The sequence below is a fragment of the Vibrio nigripulchritudo ATCC 27043 genome, assembly GCF_000222685.1.
Lineage (GTDB): Bacteria > Pseudomonadota > Gammaproteobacteria > Enterobacterales > Vibrionaceae > Vibrio > Vibrio nigripulchritudo.
This window is the reverse complement of sequence record NZ_AFWJ01000281.1, coordinates 1-15969: the sequence shown is the minus strand read 5'-3', so window position 1 is coordinate 15969 and position 15969 is coordinate 1. Positions and strand designations below refer to the sequence as shown.

Here is a 15969-nt window from a genome sequence, read left to right as displayed (position 1 = left end):
GATGATCAGATTAAAGGGGCGAAAGCCCCTTTTCTTTTAGCTCGTATTTATACCCAAGTGACCTCAATATGCTAGGTTCAGCGAGAATTAACTGTCTTTCAGACAAGACACCGATTTGAAGATCTAGTGGGTCTAAATCAAGAATCGGTAACGCAGTATGGAAGCCAGTTAAACTCGCCCTTGGGAGCCCATATTCTGTCCCATTTCTTCGTCAAAGAACTTGGAAAGGACTCGTCATTCCACTGCGTTCTTTTCCTTGAACTGAAACAGAATATGAGGCTCTGAATCCTGCATCTTGAGCTCACTTGGGTATACAACGTAAATTCTAAAATTGGTTAACTAAGAATTTGTCGTGACTCCCCTCTAGCAATCAGTTGGCACAAGTAGTCACTACTCAGGTTCTCCATTACTGTATTAAATATTCACTTTTCGAAACTTTCTTTGAGTGTTCAGAACAATGTCGGGAAAAGACGATAACGCTCAATGAAAAGGTGACTTTATCTATCCGAAATGCGCGATTCTCCAGTACTCGTCAATCATAAAAATCCTCAGACTGGTTTCGCATTTCGTTTTTGCAAGGATCTAACATGTACAAACTTGAAATATTTTGCCAGCCAGACCAAAAAGATAAGGTGCTTAGCACACTGCACGAAGCTGGCGTCGATAAAATTGGCAACTACGATCACTGCTGGGCAATTAGCTCAGTGACGGGATCGCATCGAGCGTTACTGGGATCTAGCCCCGTATTTGGATCTATTGGTGGGGTGGAAAATTACCCACTGCTAAAAGTTGAAATAAACGTGGAACGTAAATTCGTACAGGGCATCGTTGCTCAGTTAAAAGAGTGTTTAGGTTGGGAAGAACCATTGGTTAACGTATTGAAATTGCACAACAACGAATTCGATTTTAGTTAGCGCTTGAACTCTGAATCATGGAAGACTTTATCAGGAGGAATCATTGAAAGTCGCGATATTGGACGATTATCAGAATGCCGTCACTCAGCTCAGTTGTTTTGATTTACTGAAAGATCATGAAGTCACCGTTTTCAATGACACAATAAAAGATCCAGAACGTCTCGCAGATAGGTTACAGCCTTTTGATGCATTGGTTTTGATTCGTGAAAGAACAGAAATTACGGAAGCGCTGCTTTCTCGTCTCCCCAACCTTAAGCTGATTAGCCAAACGGGAAAAATCAGTAACCACATCGATCCTACTCTGTGCCACCAATATGGCGTCGAAATTGCGGAAGGAAAAGGTTCGCCTGTCGCGCCATCAGAATTGTGCTGGGCTCTGATTATGGCAGCATCACGCCATATCCCTTCGTATTCGTCTCAATTAGCTCGAGGGCAATGGCAGCAATCGTCTATGGGGTTGGGGCGAACATTACTCGGTCAGACTCTAGGTATTTGGGGATACGGAAAAATAGGTCAGCGCATTGCGCAGTTTGCCAAGTTATTTGGAATGCAAGTGATGGTATGGGGCAGTGACAATTCACGCCAAAAAGCGGTGGAAGATGGTTTTCTTTCAGCAAATTCTAAGCAAGAGTTTTTCCAGTCGGTAGACATTCTTTCTCTTCATTTACGTTTGAATGAAGTGACCAGAGGCATTGTGCGACAAGAAGATCTGGCGGAGATGAAAGCCGACTCTATATTCGTCAATATTAGCCGCGCAGAGTTGGTTGAACTGAATGCTCTTTATGAAGAACTGGTCCGTGTACCCACCAAACAAGCCGCCCTGGATGTATTTGAAAACGAGCCTGCAACGCCCGAGAATGAACCTCTTTTAACCTTACCAAATGTTGTTGCTACTCCCCACCTAGGCTATGTGGAGCAAAACAGCTACGAGCTCTACTTTCAGATTGCGTTCGAAAACGTCGTTGCGTTTGCTAGCGGTCAACCCAAGAATTTGGTGTCTAAAGATAGTGAGTTAACAGAATAAGAAAGTTATGAATACCTTATTTCCTCCTAAACTAAATAAAGGGGAGAAGATAGCATTCTTTTCTCCTTCGTCGCCTGCCACTGTTTTCGCACCTAAAAGATTTGAACGCGCTAAGAAATTCCTTGAGAACAAAGGTTTTGAATTGGTAAGTGGTTCATTGACTGGTCAGTCAGATAAGTATCGTTCAGGGTCCATTCAAGCACGAGCGGAGGAGCTAAATTCGTTAATCCGCGCCCCGAGCGTGCGCTGCATAATGTCTACTATTGGCGGTAACAATAGCAATGCACTTCTCCCATATATTGATTACGACGCGCTGAAAAAAGACCCAAAAATCATCATTGGGTATTCGGACGTTACTGCACTGCTATTAGGTATTTATGCAAAAACTGGGTTAGTCACCTTTTATGGTCCTGCTTTAGTGGCGTCTTTTGGTGAGCTTTCTCCGTTGGTTGATGAAACATATGCATCTTTTGAGCAATTTCTGGTACGAAGATCTTCTGTTCCGTGTCCCTATCAAATGCCAGAAAACTGGACTGATGCTCGTATTGACTGGGAAACTCAAAATACACCAAAACCCGTTTCAAAGAATCAGTGGGCTTTCTTGGGAGAGGGGAAAGTATCTGGTCGAGTGATTGGAGGAAACCTCAATACAATGACCGGGATTTGGGGTAGTCCGTTTATGCCAGAAGTCCGTTCTGGAGACATACTTTTAATCGAAGACAGTTTGAAAGGGATTGAAACCGTAGAGCGATCATTTGCTCATTTAAAAATATGTGGGTTGTTCGATAAAGTATCGGCAATTGTATTGGGCAAACATGAGCTGTTTGACGATAAAGGTACAGGTAGAACACCACTGGACGTCCTAGTTGAAGTATTAAACGGTCAACGAGTGCCTATCTTGTACGGTTTTGACAGTTGTCATACACACCCTATGTTAGTGACACCTCTGGGTGTGGAAATGTCGATAAATTTTGATGAGAAGACAATCAGTATTGAGTCACCATGGATCTTAGACCAATGAACTTATCAACACTGCCTATTCAGGCTCAGTTAATTGAAGATGCTGTTAACGCGTTTGAGCCCAATCAAGATGCTTTAGCTGCAATTCTTGTTGGCTCATTGGCAAAAGGAACTGGTGACAGAGTTTCGGATGCCGACATTTTGGTGTTTACTCGTCATGGGTTCCATCGGACATGTCAGGCTGCTTTCGATGCGTTTGAGACGGGAAAAGATATCTTCTATCGATTGGAGGGTAACCACAGCGATAAGGCTTGCTTTCGAAAGTACCTGTTTGGTGACATGACCAGTGCCGAGATTCATGTACTGGATGAATCGGAAGCGTTTCCAGTTTGTAACCCTTACCAGATTCTATTTGATAAAGCGGATATTGTTCCGCCAAGAGTTGTTGAAACCCCTCCACCAGAGCATAAAGACTTTCCGGTTTATACCAATGGTGATGAGGGGCTGATTTGGGAGCTGTTTGATTGCATCAAATGGTTAAGCCGCGGAGACAATCAACTGGCGAAAGGATACCTCAAGCGATTAGCCGAAAAACTATGACCGATTGAACTGGCTGCGAAAGTCAGAAGGGGTCATGTTTTTGCTGCTTTTGAATTGTCGATTGAAGTTGGACATATTATTGAAGCCAGAGCGCTCTGCAACCAAAGAGACAGGGATTTCAGTGTTGACCAGCAATTCACAGGCTTTACCAATGCGAAATTTCTTCAGGTGTTCTGAAAAACTCTCTTTAAAGTGCTTTTCAAACAGGCGATAGGCAGAGCTTTCACTCATATGAAGGCTCTGGCAAAAATCATGGATCTTTATCGGCTTATCATAGTGACTTTCAATGTACCTTCTGGCAGCCTCAACCCGATTGAAGCTCTCGTCCGGCTCTTTCATTCTCTCTATCGCGTAGCTTGAACTGGCTAATGTTTTGGCTTGTTCATCTTCCGCCAGAACCGTCAATGCTTCTAATACGGAGAACAATTGCTGATGAGCGGACTGAGTTTTGTATCCTTTGAGAATGTTATGAACCGCTGCCCCAGTTTGTGAGGAAAACTCCAGTCCTTTATATGACCTTCTAAGCATGGGTTTGAGGTGTGTCAGTTCAGGAGCGGCTTCGATCAATTTGTCTATCCAGCTTTGAGTAAACCAGAGAATTAAGGTGGTGTGGGCACGAGTGGCGTCTGCTTTGGAGCGCCCAGAAATCATATGAGGCAAACCCGGTCCATATAGTAACAATGTATTGTGGTCCACGTTGCCTATATGGTCGCCTGCAAAGTAATTTCCATTGAAGGATTGCCCCGGATCGATATAAAGCACCAGTTCGTATTCAACGTGATAATGCCAGGCGCACGTAAACCCACTTTTAGGTACATCGCACACATAATCCTGGATTTTCCAGTTGAACTGAGTTTTATCGCTTATCGCTTCTACAAAAGGGCGCATGAACTTTCCAAGTATTCAAAATCGGCTGAGCTCATCATATTGTGTACTGTATTTTTCTGTCAAAGTGAAAAGGAAATTTGAAGGAAAAGTATCGACAGACGACAGATTTATACCAATCTATCAACATATATTGAGTAGACTTATTTTTAGCCACTGACTTCCCCTCGAGTCGGTGGTTGTTTATGTCGGAGTGGCCACTCTGCGTTTTTAAAATGCAATCTGAAAAAAACAATAAAACGAAAAGGATAAGGTCTATGTGGAAAGATCGAACCGTCTTACTCTTTATGTTTACGACGTTCGCTACAGGTTTGTGCGGGTCATTTTTCTTCCCGTTATCAAGCCTGTTTATGGTTGAAGCGTTGGAAGCCACTCCTGCAATGTTAAGTGCCTATTTGGTACTCACCGTTTTTAGTACGGTTGTGGTATCTCAGTTTATCGCTTACTACTCCGATCGTGGATGGAGCAGAAAGGTCATTTTGCTGGTTGCGTTCACCTGCTATCTCATAACGGTTTTGGGCTTTGCATTTATCCGCGATTACTACCTGGCAGTTGCCATCGCTTTTGTCTTTGGCAGCGTTGGTGGCGCTATCTATGGTCAGGCTTTTGCTCTTGCTAGGGAGTACGCTGATGAATTTCTGGCTGACAAAGCTACTACGTTTTTATCTTCAATGCGAGCAGCGATGGCGCTTGCTTGGGTTTTCGGACCGCCAGCGGCATTTATTGTGAAAGCAGAATTTGGTTTTGCGGCGACCTTTATGGTTTCGGCGGTGGTGATCGTGGCGACGATTGCGGTTATCTTCTTTTTTCTCCCTGACGGGGTCATGAAAGAAGAACAAACAGAAGATTCGCCAGTATTAATCCCTTGGTACAAAAAAGCCCCCATCGTTTTGTTTTGCTTCGCGATGTTGATGACATTTTTTGCCAATGGTCTCTACGTAACGGCAATGCCTTTATATGTGACCAAAGAACTGGGCTTGGGTGACAGCTGGCCTGGGACTTTTTACGGCGCCGCGGCACTTTTCGAGATCCCGATTATGCTGGCAGCAGGTTGGCTAGCCACAAAGTATGGCAGTAATAGAGTGCTGGCGGTGGGGTTAGTCTGCGGAATGTTGTTCTTTGCAGGTATGCTCTACGTGGTTTCTCCATGGCAGATTATTGCAATGCAAGTTTGCAATGGCGTATTTGTAGGGGTAACGGCAACTCTTGGAATGGTGGCGCTTCAGGATATGATGAGGGATCAACTGGGTGTTGCTTCGACTCTGTTTTCCAATGTTTTGCAAGGCAGTACGCTACTGTCTAGCGTCGCTATCGGTGTAGTTGCGGGTGTGTACAATTTTTACAGCACTCTTTACCTGAGTCTGGCAGGCACGATTCTGGGTCTGATGTTCTTGGTGTTCGCTGCTCTGAGCGCTAACAAAACCCAAGAAAGCGCTCAATTGGCAACGGAGTAAAATTAACTGACTTACGCAATTCGCGATATATGCGCAGGTTCTTCGTTTTTGAGCTGGGGTTCGTATTTGGGCAGATTTTCTGACTGATCGACAGGAGGAGACTCTTTCTCCTCCATCAAATGAATGAAGTAAGCAGAAAGCAGGAATGCCAGCGACACAAGAACCAGAACCTTATTCATAGACTCCCCCTTCAATTCGCATCGGAATTCAAAATAGGGTTTACGAAAGTGCTCAAACCCTAATGATAATTATTATTAGAAAATAATGAATTTTTTGTTAGGATCAATTCGGCGTAACTCATTGTAAATTATAGGTTTTTATAATCACCTAGATAAAAGGCGATGTAACATTTTGATAATAATGATAAAAGAATCACTAAATGTTCATGAAATAATTCGGCTTACGTTCGATAAATGTGAGTAATTTCAAAAAATTCGGTCGGCTTCATGTATTTATATGCCGTAAATTGCACTTACTGAATGGTTTACACAAGATACCGGATTGTTTTAGGGACAGTTGGAGTTTTATATGGATATGACTACTACCCTGGCTATCACCATTCCGCTGGTGCTGATTTTCTCGATACCTGTGATTGTTATTGCCATCATTGCCAGAAATCGACGGAAAGAAAAAGCTCGTCAGGAATTTATCGATCACTTTCCATTCGAAAATCATCTTCCAGACAGGATCAGAAAAACCTATCCACACCTAACAGATTCCGGGATTAAGTTTGTTATTCAAGGGTTGAGAGATTACTTTCACATCTGCAACGCTGCGGGTGGGAAAACGGTCGCGATGCCTTCACAGGTTGTTGATGTGGCGTGGCATGAATTCATTCTTTCTACCAAGGCTTATCAGCGTTTTTGCCAAAATGCACTTGGTCAGTTTTTACATCACACGCCAACCGAAGCCATGGCGTCACCTACGGTGGCTCAAGAAGGAATAAAGCGCGCCTGGAGGTTAGCTTGTCGGCGAGAGGGGATAGATATCCGGTATCCAGCCAAACTTCCTTTGATTTTTGCCATTGATGCCATGCTGAACATTGAGGACGGATTTCACTACACCCTGAATTGCGATGGTAAGAAAAGCGACCAATATTGTGCCTCGCACATTGGGTGTTCGGGTTCCACGGGCTGTTCGTCTGATACGGGGAGTAGCTGTGGAGGAAGCAGTTGCGGAGGAGGAGATTAGTGGGCCGAAGAAAAGTACTCGTATCGGGTTCAAACGGGTATGTCGGGCGACACGTTGTCCGGCAATTTGAATCCTGCGGATGGGAGGTCTTCAAAGTGCAAAGGGGAGAGTTACAGAGCGCACAAGATGTTCGTCTTGAAGATACGAGTATGCACAGCTGCTTTGATGCCGTTGTCAACTGCGCAAGACCCCATTGGTCTGAACATTCGCCAGATGAAATTGCTTCTATCGAGCGAACTCTTTTAACCGCTTTGAATGCCTTTGCTAAAAAGGGAGCAACCAAGATTCATACGTCTGGTGTCTGGTTGTTTGGAAAAGCCAACCCTTCAGAGCTGAATACGTTTCAAATTAAACCGTTTGATATTGTTGCGCCAGATGAGAAGACCATTTATCAAGCGAGGCAAGGTCTTTGGAAAATTGTCTATTGCCCCAGTCTTATCTATGGAGGGGAAAGCTGCCAGCTCTTCAGAATCTTGAGTGAAAATCCCGGGAAAGAACTGAAATATGCGTCGCCATCTCATGGTTTTAACCGCTATGTGCATGTCGAAGATGTTGCCGCTTTTTACCAAACACTGGTTGAGTCTCAGCCAGATGAGGCTGAGTACTTCATTGCTGAAGAGCGAGGATACACACCAGAAGACTATGCAAAGCTTTTACTTAATTCAGGGTATATTGAAGCCGCTATTCCGGTAAGCTGGGAGAAGTTCGAACAACAACATGGCAAAGATGCGGCTGATATAGAAAAGCTGAATATCCAGCCAGTTGTCACCACCCTTTTTAGAGCCCGCCATTCTCTGGCAAATTACTTGGAAGATCAGAGCTTACAGTATGCAACGAAACCAACCACCTGAAAATGATGAACTCTGGCGTGCTTTCTATCTGAAAACGTTAAATAGAAAGCCTTCTCCCTGGACAAAGCGCGCCATAGACCTCAACCGATCGGGACACAAAATCGCCGTAGATTGTGGTTGTGGTACTGGGGCGGACATTCATTATCTATATAACTCGGGCTATCAGGTACACGGGTTTGACATACAACCCGAAGCGATTCGAATCTGTCATGAACGCTTTAGTGAAAATGCGTTGGTAGAGGTCGAAAACAACAGCTTTGAGGAGTACGACTACCCTTCTTGCGGCGTGATGATAGCCATGTCCAGCTTGTATTTTGCCGATCCAAACCAGTTTGAATCCACCTGGCAAAGAATATCTGACAGTCTGGTATCCGGAGGTGTTTTTGCTGGTGGCTTTTTAGGACCGGAAGATTCATGGGTGAGTGAATCGGGCAGAGTTGTCACACCACTTCGTCGAGAACAAGTCGAATTGTTATTTGAAGGCTATGAGATCATAGAGTTTCATGAAAGAAATGAACCGGGTAAAACCAAAATTGGTAATCTCAAGCACTGGCATACATTTTTTGTCTTAGCAGTAAAAAGATAGAGGCAGCAGACTCTGGTATTTCGACCTCATTAACAAGCCAGAGCGTAGCCTGAATGAGAAAACCATATCTAAAAAACACGAATAAAAAACTTCATCAAAATTGGTAGAAGTCTAAGGCTAGGTATATGAAACAAAAATTTGATCTTCTCAGAGGGCAAGGTGGCGTTTTCTTTGCTGTGAACGGAATGACTGCCTTGTCGTTTGCGTTTGTCCTTCCAATCATGAGCCTGTTTATGGTCAGCGGTTTGAACGCCGATCCCGTCTACCTTGGTTTGTACACCACCACCTATTCGATTATTACCATCTTCGTCAGCCAAAAGCTGTTGGGGCTGATAGACAAAGGTGTGTCGAGTAAATGGATATTTGTATTAACTCTTTTTGGGCTGCTGTTATCCGCTTTGTCTTTTTCTCTTGCTACTGAATTTTGGCACGCCCTACTGGTAGGGGTGTTCTTTATGCCATTTGCCTCGTCTTCAATTCCCGTCATCCTTTCTATGATTCGCCGTTATGCTGATGCCACTGGAAAAGACAGCACTAAATTGAACTCGCAAATGCGATCTTCCGTTTCTCTGCTGTGGATTGTTGGACCTCCGCTGGCGTTTTTCTCCGTTGATAATCTTGGTTTTCAGTCTAACTTTTACGTTTCTGCGTGCATTGCTTTTGCGGTGATATTGTTGGTTTCGCTTTATCTTAAACCGCATCAATCATCTAGCCCCAAAAAGAAAGCGGATGAAGCTGAACCGAGCACCAAAATGCCCGTTACCATCTGGTGGCTAGGTGCGGTAATGGTTATTGCTAACATCGCGAACAGCAGCTATCTCAATACCATGCCTTTGTATCTTACGAAAGAGCTGGGGTTCCCCGATTCTTATCCGGGAATTTTACTCGGGCTAACGGCCGCGGTTGAAATCCCGGTTATGCTAATGGTCGCGACATGGTCAGCGAGAATAGGCAAGTTAAAAGTGATGGGGATTGGTTTCGCCGTTGCCATTGTGTTTTATTCGGGCATGTTTTTGTTTTCCTCAATGCCAGTATTGTTAGCACTGCAACTTCTTAACGGTCTGTTTTTTGGTATTTTTGTTGGGCTTGGCGTCACCATCATGCAGGATCAGGCGCCTCACAGCATCGGAAAAGCCTCGGCAATCTATACCAACTCAATGCTGATAGGCACTATGATTGGCTCCAGTTTGATGGGGCTGATTTCACAGTACTTTGGATTTAAAGCACCGCTTATGTTGTGTGCTGGCAGTATTATCGTGGCGGCGATACTGCTTATTGTGAGTGAAAAGAAAATTCAGTCTTTCACTACCCGTGAGCAAGCGTTACAGGCAGAAAATGGCTAAGGAGGCAAAGTGGACATATTGATTGAGCAGGAAAAAGCATTACATCAACCTGGCGTGCGAAAGAATGGAGAAGAAATTCATCGGCTTTTGCACCCCGAGTTTGTAGAAGTTGGCAAGTCCGGCGTCACATACAACTTTGAAGATATGGTCAAAAATATGGAGCAGGAACCAGACATCCAACCTCCCGTTCACTCTCAAGATTTTGTTTGCATGACTCTTAAGCCATCGGTTCAGATGCTCTTGTACAAAACAGCTTTAATCAATGAGCAGGGCGAGTATTTCGACCATGCCAAGCGTTCTTCTATATGGATGTTTACTGGTGAGGGCTGGCAACTGGTCTATCATCAGGGAACCTTATGTGAAGCATTTGAAGTGACTCAATAAAAGGGAAGGATTATGGGACAACAATCCGCAGAGCTATCGGACAAGCATATCGAGTTTATTCAGAAGCAGAAAATCTACTTTGTGGGTACTGCTGGTGAAACGGGATCTGTTAACTTATCGCCAAAAGGGGGCGACTCGCTTCGCGTTATCGACAGTAAAACCATCGCTTGGCAGAATTTAACTGGGAGCGGTAATGAATCCGCAGCCCATGTGCTGCAAAACCCCAGAATGACCATCATGTTCTGTGCATTCGAAGGCTCGCCGCTGATCCTCAGAGCGTACGGAAATGCGCGAGCTATCCATTCAAGCGATGAAGACTGGTCAAACTACGTTGATCTGTTTCCCCATAGTGTCGCAACCCGTCAAATCTTTTTGCTCGATATTAATTTGGTTCAGGCATCCTGTGGAATGTCAGTACCGTTTTATGACTATATCGGTGACAGAGAAGAACTGGCGAAGTGGTCCGAAAGACAAGGGGAAGAAGGAGTCAGAAAATACTGGCTCAAGAAAAATCAGCACAGCATCGACGGCTTTGAAACTGAAATCGTCAAACGCGCGGGTTTGGAGACGGAATAATGAAATTGCCCCGAGAATACGGGGCAATTTTTTAACTTTGTCGTAGAGCGATCGAAGTCACTTAATCGCTTTCTGCCAGATCCTGAGCGATGCTTCTCCAGTCATTCACTTCTTCTTTGAAGTGCGCTTTCTGTTTATCGTTCATCAGGTTAATGACTTTGGCAATGCGTTCGCTGGCAAGTTGCCTGTTAAATTCAAGTTTCTGTTTCAGTTCCTCGGTGTAGAAGCTTTCTGGGTCATCAAATATTCTGAAGAAAGTAGATTGGAAGTAACTGGCTTCGTCACGGCGTTTGAATAAAGTGTTGAGTTGTTCGAACATGACTTCGTCGTGTTTTGCCCAGTCAAAATACGTAATTTTGATGTCCTGTGACCAGTCTTTTATGATGGCTTTCTGTTCCTTGGTGAGCTTGCCGATCCAGTCTTCAAGGTTTTCTTCCATACGCTCCTGATAGGTTTCTCGCCTCTCTTCTTCCGTTTTGTCGTTGTTTTCTTCGCGAAACTCTTTGTTTTCTTTGGCGGTATTTTCCATCAATTCATCAATCTGCTCTTGGTCGAGTTGGCTGACAAGCGCATAAATATTGGGTGATGCCTTAGTTATAATACGTTCTGCGTGTTGACGAAATTTCTCAATCTGAGCATGAATATAATCAGCATCCACCGTTTCGGGATTCATCTTTTCCAGTTCATTCAAGTGCTCGATGTAACGAGGGAGTTCTTCTGAGCGATGCCAGTCACTGAGTTTTTGAACGCTCAGTTCAATAATGTCTTCCTGATCTGAGGTAAGGGAAACGTAGTCCTCGATATGATCAATCACGATCCAGTCGAGGTTGCTATAGATTAATTTGGTGGTACATCCAAAAAGCCCAAAAGCGAAGACAAGTGGGAAAAGACGTTTCCAGAACATAGCGATTCCTTGCTGATTTAATTCTCAGGGATGTTACTCAAGCAAAGGAAAGAACCTAGACCCGAGCATCAAAGGGTATATCTAAAATATACTTTCTTTATGACATCCGAGATCAATGTGCGTTCCATCGGGTATGAACCAGATTCTTCCGTTTGCAGCTCATAAATCCACCATCATTGATTTACGCATGGCGTTTTATAACTGAGACAATTTTTATTGCGTCATAAGTGAAACAGGTTTTATATTGCTATGATTTGCAAAGTGCATTTGCAATTTGCGAATGCCATTGTATTTTGTGGCGATTTTTTGAGAGATATGATGGGATTTCGAACAAAAATGTGATCTAAAAAGTTGGCACGGTTGCTGCATTAATAGGAGTGACCCTTTTTAAAGCCGAGGGTCACCTAGCCAACTGACGTTGTTAGTGAACCGATATTTGTTCACAATTGATTTAGCCACCCGCGTTTTGCGTGTGGCTTTTTTTCGTCTGAAGGTTATGTCAGGAATGTTGACGGGCGTTACGGGGTGATTGGGATAGCGTAGTGAATACAGGACGCCTCGGAGTTTTCTTTGTACTCTGGTCCGTAGATTTCCAGATCCGGACCCAGCGTGTGAACACAGTTCTGGTTCAGTAGCCAGTTGGAATAGATGTAATTGACACTCTCGTCTAACGCCTGCGGGTAGCCTCGATGGGCAAATTTGGCATAACGCCCACTTGGTATCCTGACCAGTGAAAATCCATCAGGCAGTGGGGTATCCGGTTCTACCTGAACGGCAGCATAGTATTCCAGCAGGTCTGTGTTGTCATGTACTGGCTGAACAACACCGTAGGCGGTTGAACTGTCTGTCAGATTACTGAGTTCCTGAATTCTGGGAAGAAAGTCATTCCAAAGTGCCGGGAGCTTATCGGCGATATTGTTCTTATCTGAATCTGAACTGTGAAAGCGGGTGTGCAAACCAGCAAGCCACATCTCAGGCTGATGATAAAACTCTGGCAAGGTATCGGAATTGCGTGCCAGTTGTTTTAGATAATCGGCGGTGATTTCATTTTTCTTCAACCACTGCTTTTTGTGTTCAACGTGACGGTATTGGTTAGGATTGATTCCAAACAGCGACTTGAACGCACGGGTATACGCTTCCTGAGATTCATAACCCGCGTCGAGAGCAATATCAATAATTCGGTGATGGCCGGATTCGAGCGCAGCAAGAGATTGCGAAAGCCGGCGATTGCGAATGTAAGTTTTCAAGGTTTCACCAGTCAGCGCTTTAAATATTCGTTGAAAATGCCACTGGCTCATTCCTGCGGCTTTTGCCACTTCATGCAATTCGAAACTACTGCTTAGATGTGCTTCTACAAAGGCAATTCCTGCCTGTATGCGCTCGATGTATCTCAAAATCAGTTTCCTTGTTCTGGGACTTCAAAAAATCCGGTTTCTGCAATCAGCTTTCCCTGTTCGTTGTATTCACCGAAGCTGATGCCTTCTCCCAATATTTCACCGTGGCGATTGCACATATTCCACTTGGCAACGCTTTTGTTATGGTGGCTTAAAAAATAGGTGGTGACAAAGTGTCCGCCATCAATTTGCTGGTGAAAATCCAGCATATATTGCACAAGATCGTCTTTTGTTCGAGCCTGTATCAGAGGGTCTGTATATACCGACTTTTCAGCCAGGCACTGGTCAAACAACGCCAGCTTCTCTTCTGCTGTTTCCACTTTCCAGCTTTGTACGTACGTTTCCCAAATATCACGATGTTCCATGGTGTATCTCCGTTTTTGTTTAACCCTTATATTTTGAACAGAGCGAGGTAGCGAGTTTTGATATTTTGTGCGGAATCGAAAAGAAGATCGGATCCTCTATTTGACAAGATTAAGATCCGGATCTATTGTACACCTTATGGTAAACATTAAAGATGAACAGCTCAGCCATGTATTTATGGCATTGGCAGACGGGACAAGACGCGAAATGGTTCGCCAGCTAGCGAATGGATCCCTGCCAGTGAAAGAGCTCTCGAACCCCAATAACATTTCCAAATCTGCGGTGACCAAACACCTAAAGATTCTAGAACGTGCCGGACTGCTTACTCGGCAGGTAGTCGGGCGAGAACATATTTGCTCGCTGAATCCCGATCCGCTGGTGGAAGTGAATGAGTGGCTGGCCTTCTATCAGACTTTCTGGGAAGACAAGTTTGATGCACTAGAATTCTACATAGACAAGCAGTTAACGGAGAGCGAGTAACGATGTCGGCTCAACGGGGTTACGCAGCACTAAAGTTGCAACGAGAATTCCGGGCAGATGATAAAACTCTGTTCGAAGCATGGACACAAGCGGGTGTGTTAAGCCAGTGGTTTGGTCCGACAGATCACAATGTGATTTCAGCAAACGTGGATGCAGTGCAGGGTGGAAAGTACAAAATTGTCATTCAATCACCGGAAGGAAATGAAATCAGCCATTTCGGGGAATTTGTGATTGTTGATCCACACGTGCAGCTGGTGTTCACATGGGTTCTGGCAGATCAGGCTTGTGGTGGATGTGAAGATCAGAATGTATCCACGTTGGTGACATTAAGGTTTGAGCAGGTAGAGAATAAGCGGACACGCCTAACATTACTTCATGAGAAGCTGCCTGATGAATCTGCTTATGAAGGGCATAAGCTGGGTTGGCTCAGCAGTCTGGACAGTTTGGAAAGATTGATAAGCGACTAGGGTAAACAGACCCTACGCGCGTCAATCGTTCTTAAGTGAAACGAAGCACTGGTGCAGTGCTTTTTTTAAAATCAAATAGTACACCTTTTGGTGTACATAAATAGCAAGGAGCACATTATGACGAGCATACATCATCATGTAGTCATGGAAACCACACCGGAAAAGCTGTATCAGGCGATCACCAGCAGTGAAGGGCTGTCCAACTGGTGGGCCAAAGCAGACGCCACCAGCATATTAGGGGAAAACCTTTCCTTTTACTTTGGTCCTCAGTGTGATCATAAAGTCGAAATGCAGTTGGTGAGCCTAGAGAAAAACCGAAAAGTAGTGTGGCAGTGTGTAGAAGGACCCTGGCAAGAGATGGGGCATTTTACGTTTATCATTTCTGAAGACGACCGAGGAGCAGCACTGAGCTTTACTCACGAAGGCTGGCCAGAAATGGACCCCTTTTTTGGGCACTGTAACTGTAAGTGGGGGCTGTTTATTGGGCTTAGCCTGAAGAGTTATCTGGAGACTGGAAAAGGGGTTCCACACCCTAATGAACAGAATATTTAAACTAATCCCTCACTCGGTTCTGCGAGTGAGGGGGTTCTTTTGAAACCTTCACCTAAGCCACCTATTGGTCGGCTCTCATAGAGAATTTATCTGGTTGTTTTCATCAATTCTGTCTATGAAGTACTGCACATATTATCTGAACTTAAGGTTGTTAAAATAGTTCTGTGTTTTCTTGTCCAAATCAAAAAACAAAGACTATCATTAACATGTAAAGTAATTTACATAAAAAATCAGTACTGATTGATTTTTAAGAGCATATTTTATGGGGAGAAACTTTAGTGAAGTATCATATAGAGACGGAACAAAGCACTAAGAATTATAGCAAGGTATTACAGTACTATCAGTTCGCCGAAGACGATGCTTTACACTTAAAAAAAGTACAGCCGATCATTGAAGAAAAAATGCATCTTTTATTGGATGACTTTTATACGTCAATTTTTAAATTTAAGTATGCCACGAGATTCTTAGGGTGTGACAAGGTTTTAAACCGGCATAAAGAAAGCATTTCGGTATGGATCTATCAACTTTTCGATGGTAAATACGATCAAAAATACTTTGATCGATTAAATTACATAAGCGAAGTACATGTAAAAATTGGGCTGCCAACTCATTATATTAATACTGCCTTTGGTTTTATTCGACGCTCAATTAAAGACTTGGCAATTAAGCATAAAGCCTATGATTCTTTGACTGCAATAGACAAGATAATTGACATTAACTTGGATATGCTCACTGTCTCTTACAAAGAAGAGGAACAAGAAAAATTACTTGACGACATTATCTTTCTGAAGGATGTGGTAGAAAACAATGGAGTTATTCCTCACGTTCAAGGCATTTTTGACACGACCTCACTTAACTTGTCAAAGTACGAGTGTTTAATGAGGTTGGAAGATCAAAGAAACAAGACACTTCAATCGGCATTCAGTTACCTATCTATGGCTAAAAAACATTAAGCTTTATGAATCCATGATGCATATGATGGTTGAAAAATCGATACAGCAATTTCAAAATGTTGATATGGAGTTCAGTATAAATATATCT

General features: G+C 43.7%; 20 protein-coding genes. 15 read left to right on the top strand and 5 right to left on the bottom strand.

What is annotated here, in order from left to right; all coding sequences use genetic code 11:
• The first annotated feature begins 587 nt into the window (after positions 1-587).
• Genes RH89_RS21520 through RH89_RS21505 form a run of 4 tightly spaced genes read left to right on the top strand, consistent with a single transcriptional unit; the run spans position 588 to position 3498 of the window.
• Positions 588-914: a YqfO family protein gene (locus RH89_RS21520; RefSeq protein ID WP_004406424.1), complete on the top strand. Its 327-nt coding sequence runs from the start codon at positions 588-590 to the stop codon at positions 912-914.
• A gap of 43 nt (positions 915-957) precedes the next feature.
• Positions 958-1938, top strand: a complete 981-nt coding sequence (locus tag RH89_RS21515; protein ID WP_004406422.1) for a D-2-hydroxyacid dehydrogenase family protein — start codon at positions 958-960, stop codon at positions 1936-1938.
• Positions 1939-1945: 7 nt separating this feature from the next.
• Positions 1946-2959, top strand: a complete 1014-nt coding sequence (locus tag RH89_RS21510) for a S66 family peptidase (protein ID WP_004406420.1) — start codon at positions 1946-1948, stop codon at positions 2957-2959.
• Complete coding sequence (locus tag RH89_RS21505; protein WP_038146948.1) at positions 2941-3498, top strand: nucleotidyltransferase domain-containing protein; 558 nt, start codon at positions 2941-2943, stop codon at positions 3496-3498. The genes RH89_RS21510 and RH89_RS21505 overlap by 19 nt, the downstream gene beginning before the upstream one ends.
• Here the strand turns inward: RH89_RS21505 and RH89_RS21500 are convergent.
• Positions 3493-4386 (bottom strand): helix-turn-helix domain-containing protein, encoded by an 894-nt coding sequence (locus tag RH89_RS21500; protein WP_004406416.1) that lies wholly within the window; start codon positions 4384-4386, stop codon positions 3493-3495. The genes RH89_RS21505 and RH89_RS21500 overlap by 6 nt on opposite strands.
• A gap of 254 nt (positions 4387-4640) precedes the next feature.
• Here RH89_RS21500 and RH89_RS21495 point away from each other — a divergent pair, with 254 nt between their 5' ends.
• On the top strand, positions 4641-5837 hold the full coding sequence (locus tag RH89_RS21495; protein WP_004406413.1) for a sugar efflux transporter: 1197 nt from the start codon (positions 4641-4643) through the stop codon (positions 5835-5837).
• Positions 5838-5848: 11 nt separating this feature from the next.
• Here the strand turns inward: RH89_RS21495 and RH89_RS29990 are convergent, their stop codons facing one another.
• Positions 5849-6016: a hypothetical protein gene (locus RH89_RS29990; protein ID WP_004406411.1), complete on the bottom strand. Its 168-nt coding sequence runs from the start codon at positions 6014-6016 to the stop codon at positions 5849-5851.
• A gap of 349 nt (positions 6017-6365) precedes the next feature.
• On the opposite strand from RH89_RS29990, the gene RH89_RS21490 reads away from it, so the two are divergent.
• The 6 genes from RH89_RS21490 (at position 6366) to RH89_RS21465 (ending at position 10768) form a co-directional block, all read left to right on the top strand.
• Complete coding sequence (locus tag RH89_RS21490; RefSeq protein WP_004406409.1) at positions 6366-7028, top strand: glycine-rich domain-containing protein; 663 nt, start codon at positions 6366-6368, stop codon at positions 7026-7028.
• A complete protein-coding gene (locus RH89_RS21485; protein ID WP_004406407.1) occupies positions 7028-7879 on the top strand; it encodes an NAD-dependent epimerase/dehydratase family protein in 852 nt (283 codons plus the stop codon). Before RH89_RS21490 ends, RH89_RS21485 begins: the two co-directional genes overlap by 1 nt.
• The gene (locus RH89_RS21480; RefSeq protein ID WP_004406404.1) at positions 7857-8465 is read left to right on the top strand and encodes a class I SAM-dependent methyltransferase; all 609 of its coding nucleotides are present in this window, start codon (positions 7857-7859) and stop codon (positions 8463-8465) included. Before RH89_RS21485 ends, RH89_RS21480 begins: the two co-directional genes overlap by 23 nt.
• A 125-nt stretch (positions 8466-8590) precedes the next feature.
• Complete coding sequence (locus RH89_RS21475; protein WP_004406403.1) at positions 8591-9808, top strand: sugar efflux transporter; 1218 nt, start codon at positions 8591-8593, stop codon at positions 9806-9808.
• A 9-nt stretch (positions 9809-9817) separates the two neighbouring features.
• Entirely contained in the window at positions 9818-10192 is a 375-nt protein-coding gene (locus RH89_RS21470; protein WP_004406401.1) for a nuclear transport factor 2 family protein, read from the top strand.
• A gap of 12 nt (positions 10193-10204) precedes the next feature.
• Positions 10205-10768 (top strand): pyridoxamine 5'-phosphate oxidase family protein, encoded by a 564-nt coding sequence (locus tag RH89_RS21465; protein ID WP_004406398.1) that lies wholly within the window; start codon positions 10205-10207, stop codon positions 10766-10768.
• A gap of 61 nt (positions 10769-10829) precedes the next feature.
• On the opposite strand, the gene RH89_RS21460 is transcribed toward RH89_RS21465, so the two are convergent.
• From RH89_RS21460 to RH89_RS21450, 3 genes are all read right to left on the bottom strand, one after another.
• Positions 10830-11672: a DUF6279 family lipoprotein gene (locus RH89_RS21460; protein ID WP_004406397.1), complete on the bottom strand. Its 843-nt coding sequence runs from the start codon at positions 11670-11672 to the stop codon at positions 10830-10832.
• Positions 11673-12190: 518 nt separating this feature from the next.
• Positions 12191-13066 (bottom strand): AraC family transcriptional regulator, encoded by an 876-nt coding sequence (locus RH89_RS21455; protein WP_004406395.1) that lies wholly within the window; start codon positions 13064-13066, stop codon positions 12191-12193.
• A gap of 2 nt (positions 13067-13068) precedes the next feature.
• Positions 13069-13431: a nuclear transport factor 2 family protein gene (locus tag RH89_RS21450; protein ID WP_004406394.1), complete on the bottom strand. Its 363-nt coding sequence runs from the start codon at positions 13429-13431 to the stop codon at positions 13069-13071.
• 136 nt (positions 13432-13567) lie between these two features.
• On the opposite strand from RH89_RS21450, the gene RH89_RS21445 reads away from it, so the two are divergent.
• The 4 genes from RH89_RS21445 to RH89_RS21430 all read left to right on the top strand — a co-directional run bounded on the left by RH89_RS21445 (position 13568) and on the right by RH89_RS21430 (position 15881).
• A complete protein-coding gene (locus RH89_RS21445; protein ID WP_004406392.1) occupies positions 13568-13909 on the top strand; it encodes an ArsR/SmtB family transcription factor in 342 nt (113 codons plus the stop codon).
• A gap of 2 nt (positions 13910-13911) precedes the next feature.
• Complete coding sequence (locus RH89_RS21440) at positions 13912-14376, top strand: SRPBCC family protein (RefSeq protein ID WP_004406390.1); 465 nt, start codon at positions 13912-13914, stop codon at positions 14374-14376.
• Positions 14377-14493: 117 nt separating this feature from the next.
• Entirely contained in the window at positions 14494-14928 is a 435-nt protein-coding gene (locus RH89_RS21435; RefSeq protein WP_004406387.1) for an SRPBCC family protein, read from the top strand.
• Between the two features lie 278 nt (positions 14929-15206).
• Complete coding sequence (locus tag RH89_RS21430) at positions 15207-15881, top strand: protoglobin domain-containing protein (protein WP_004406384.1); 675 nt, start codon at positions 15207-15209, stop codon at positions 15879-15881.
• Positions 15882-15969: the final 88 nt, after the last annotated feature.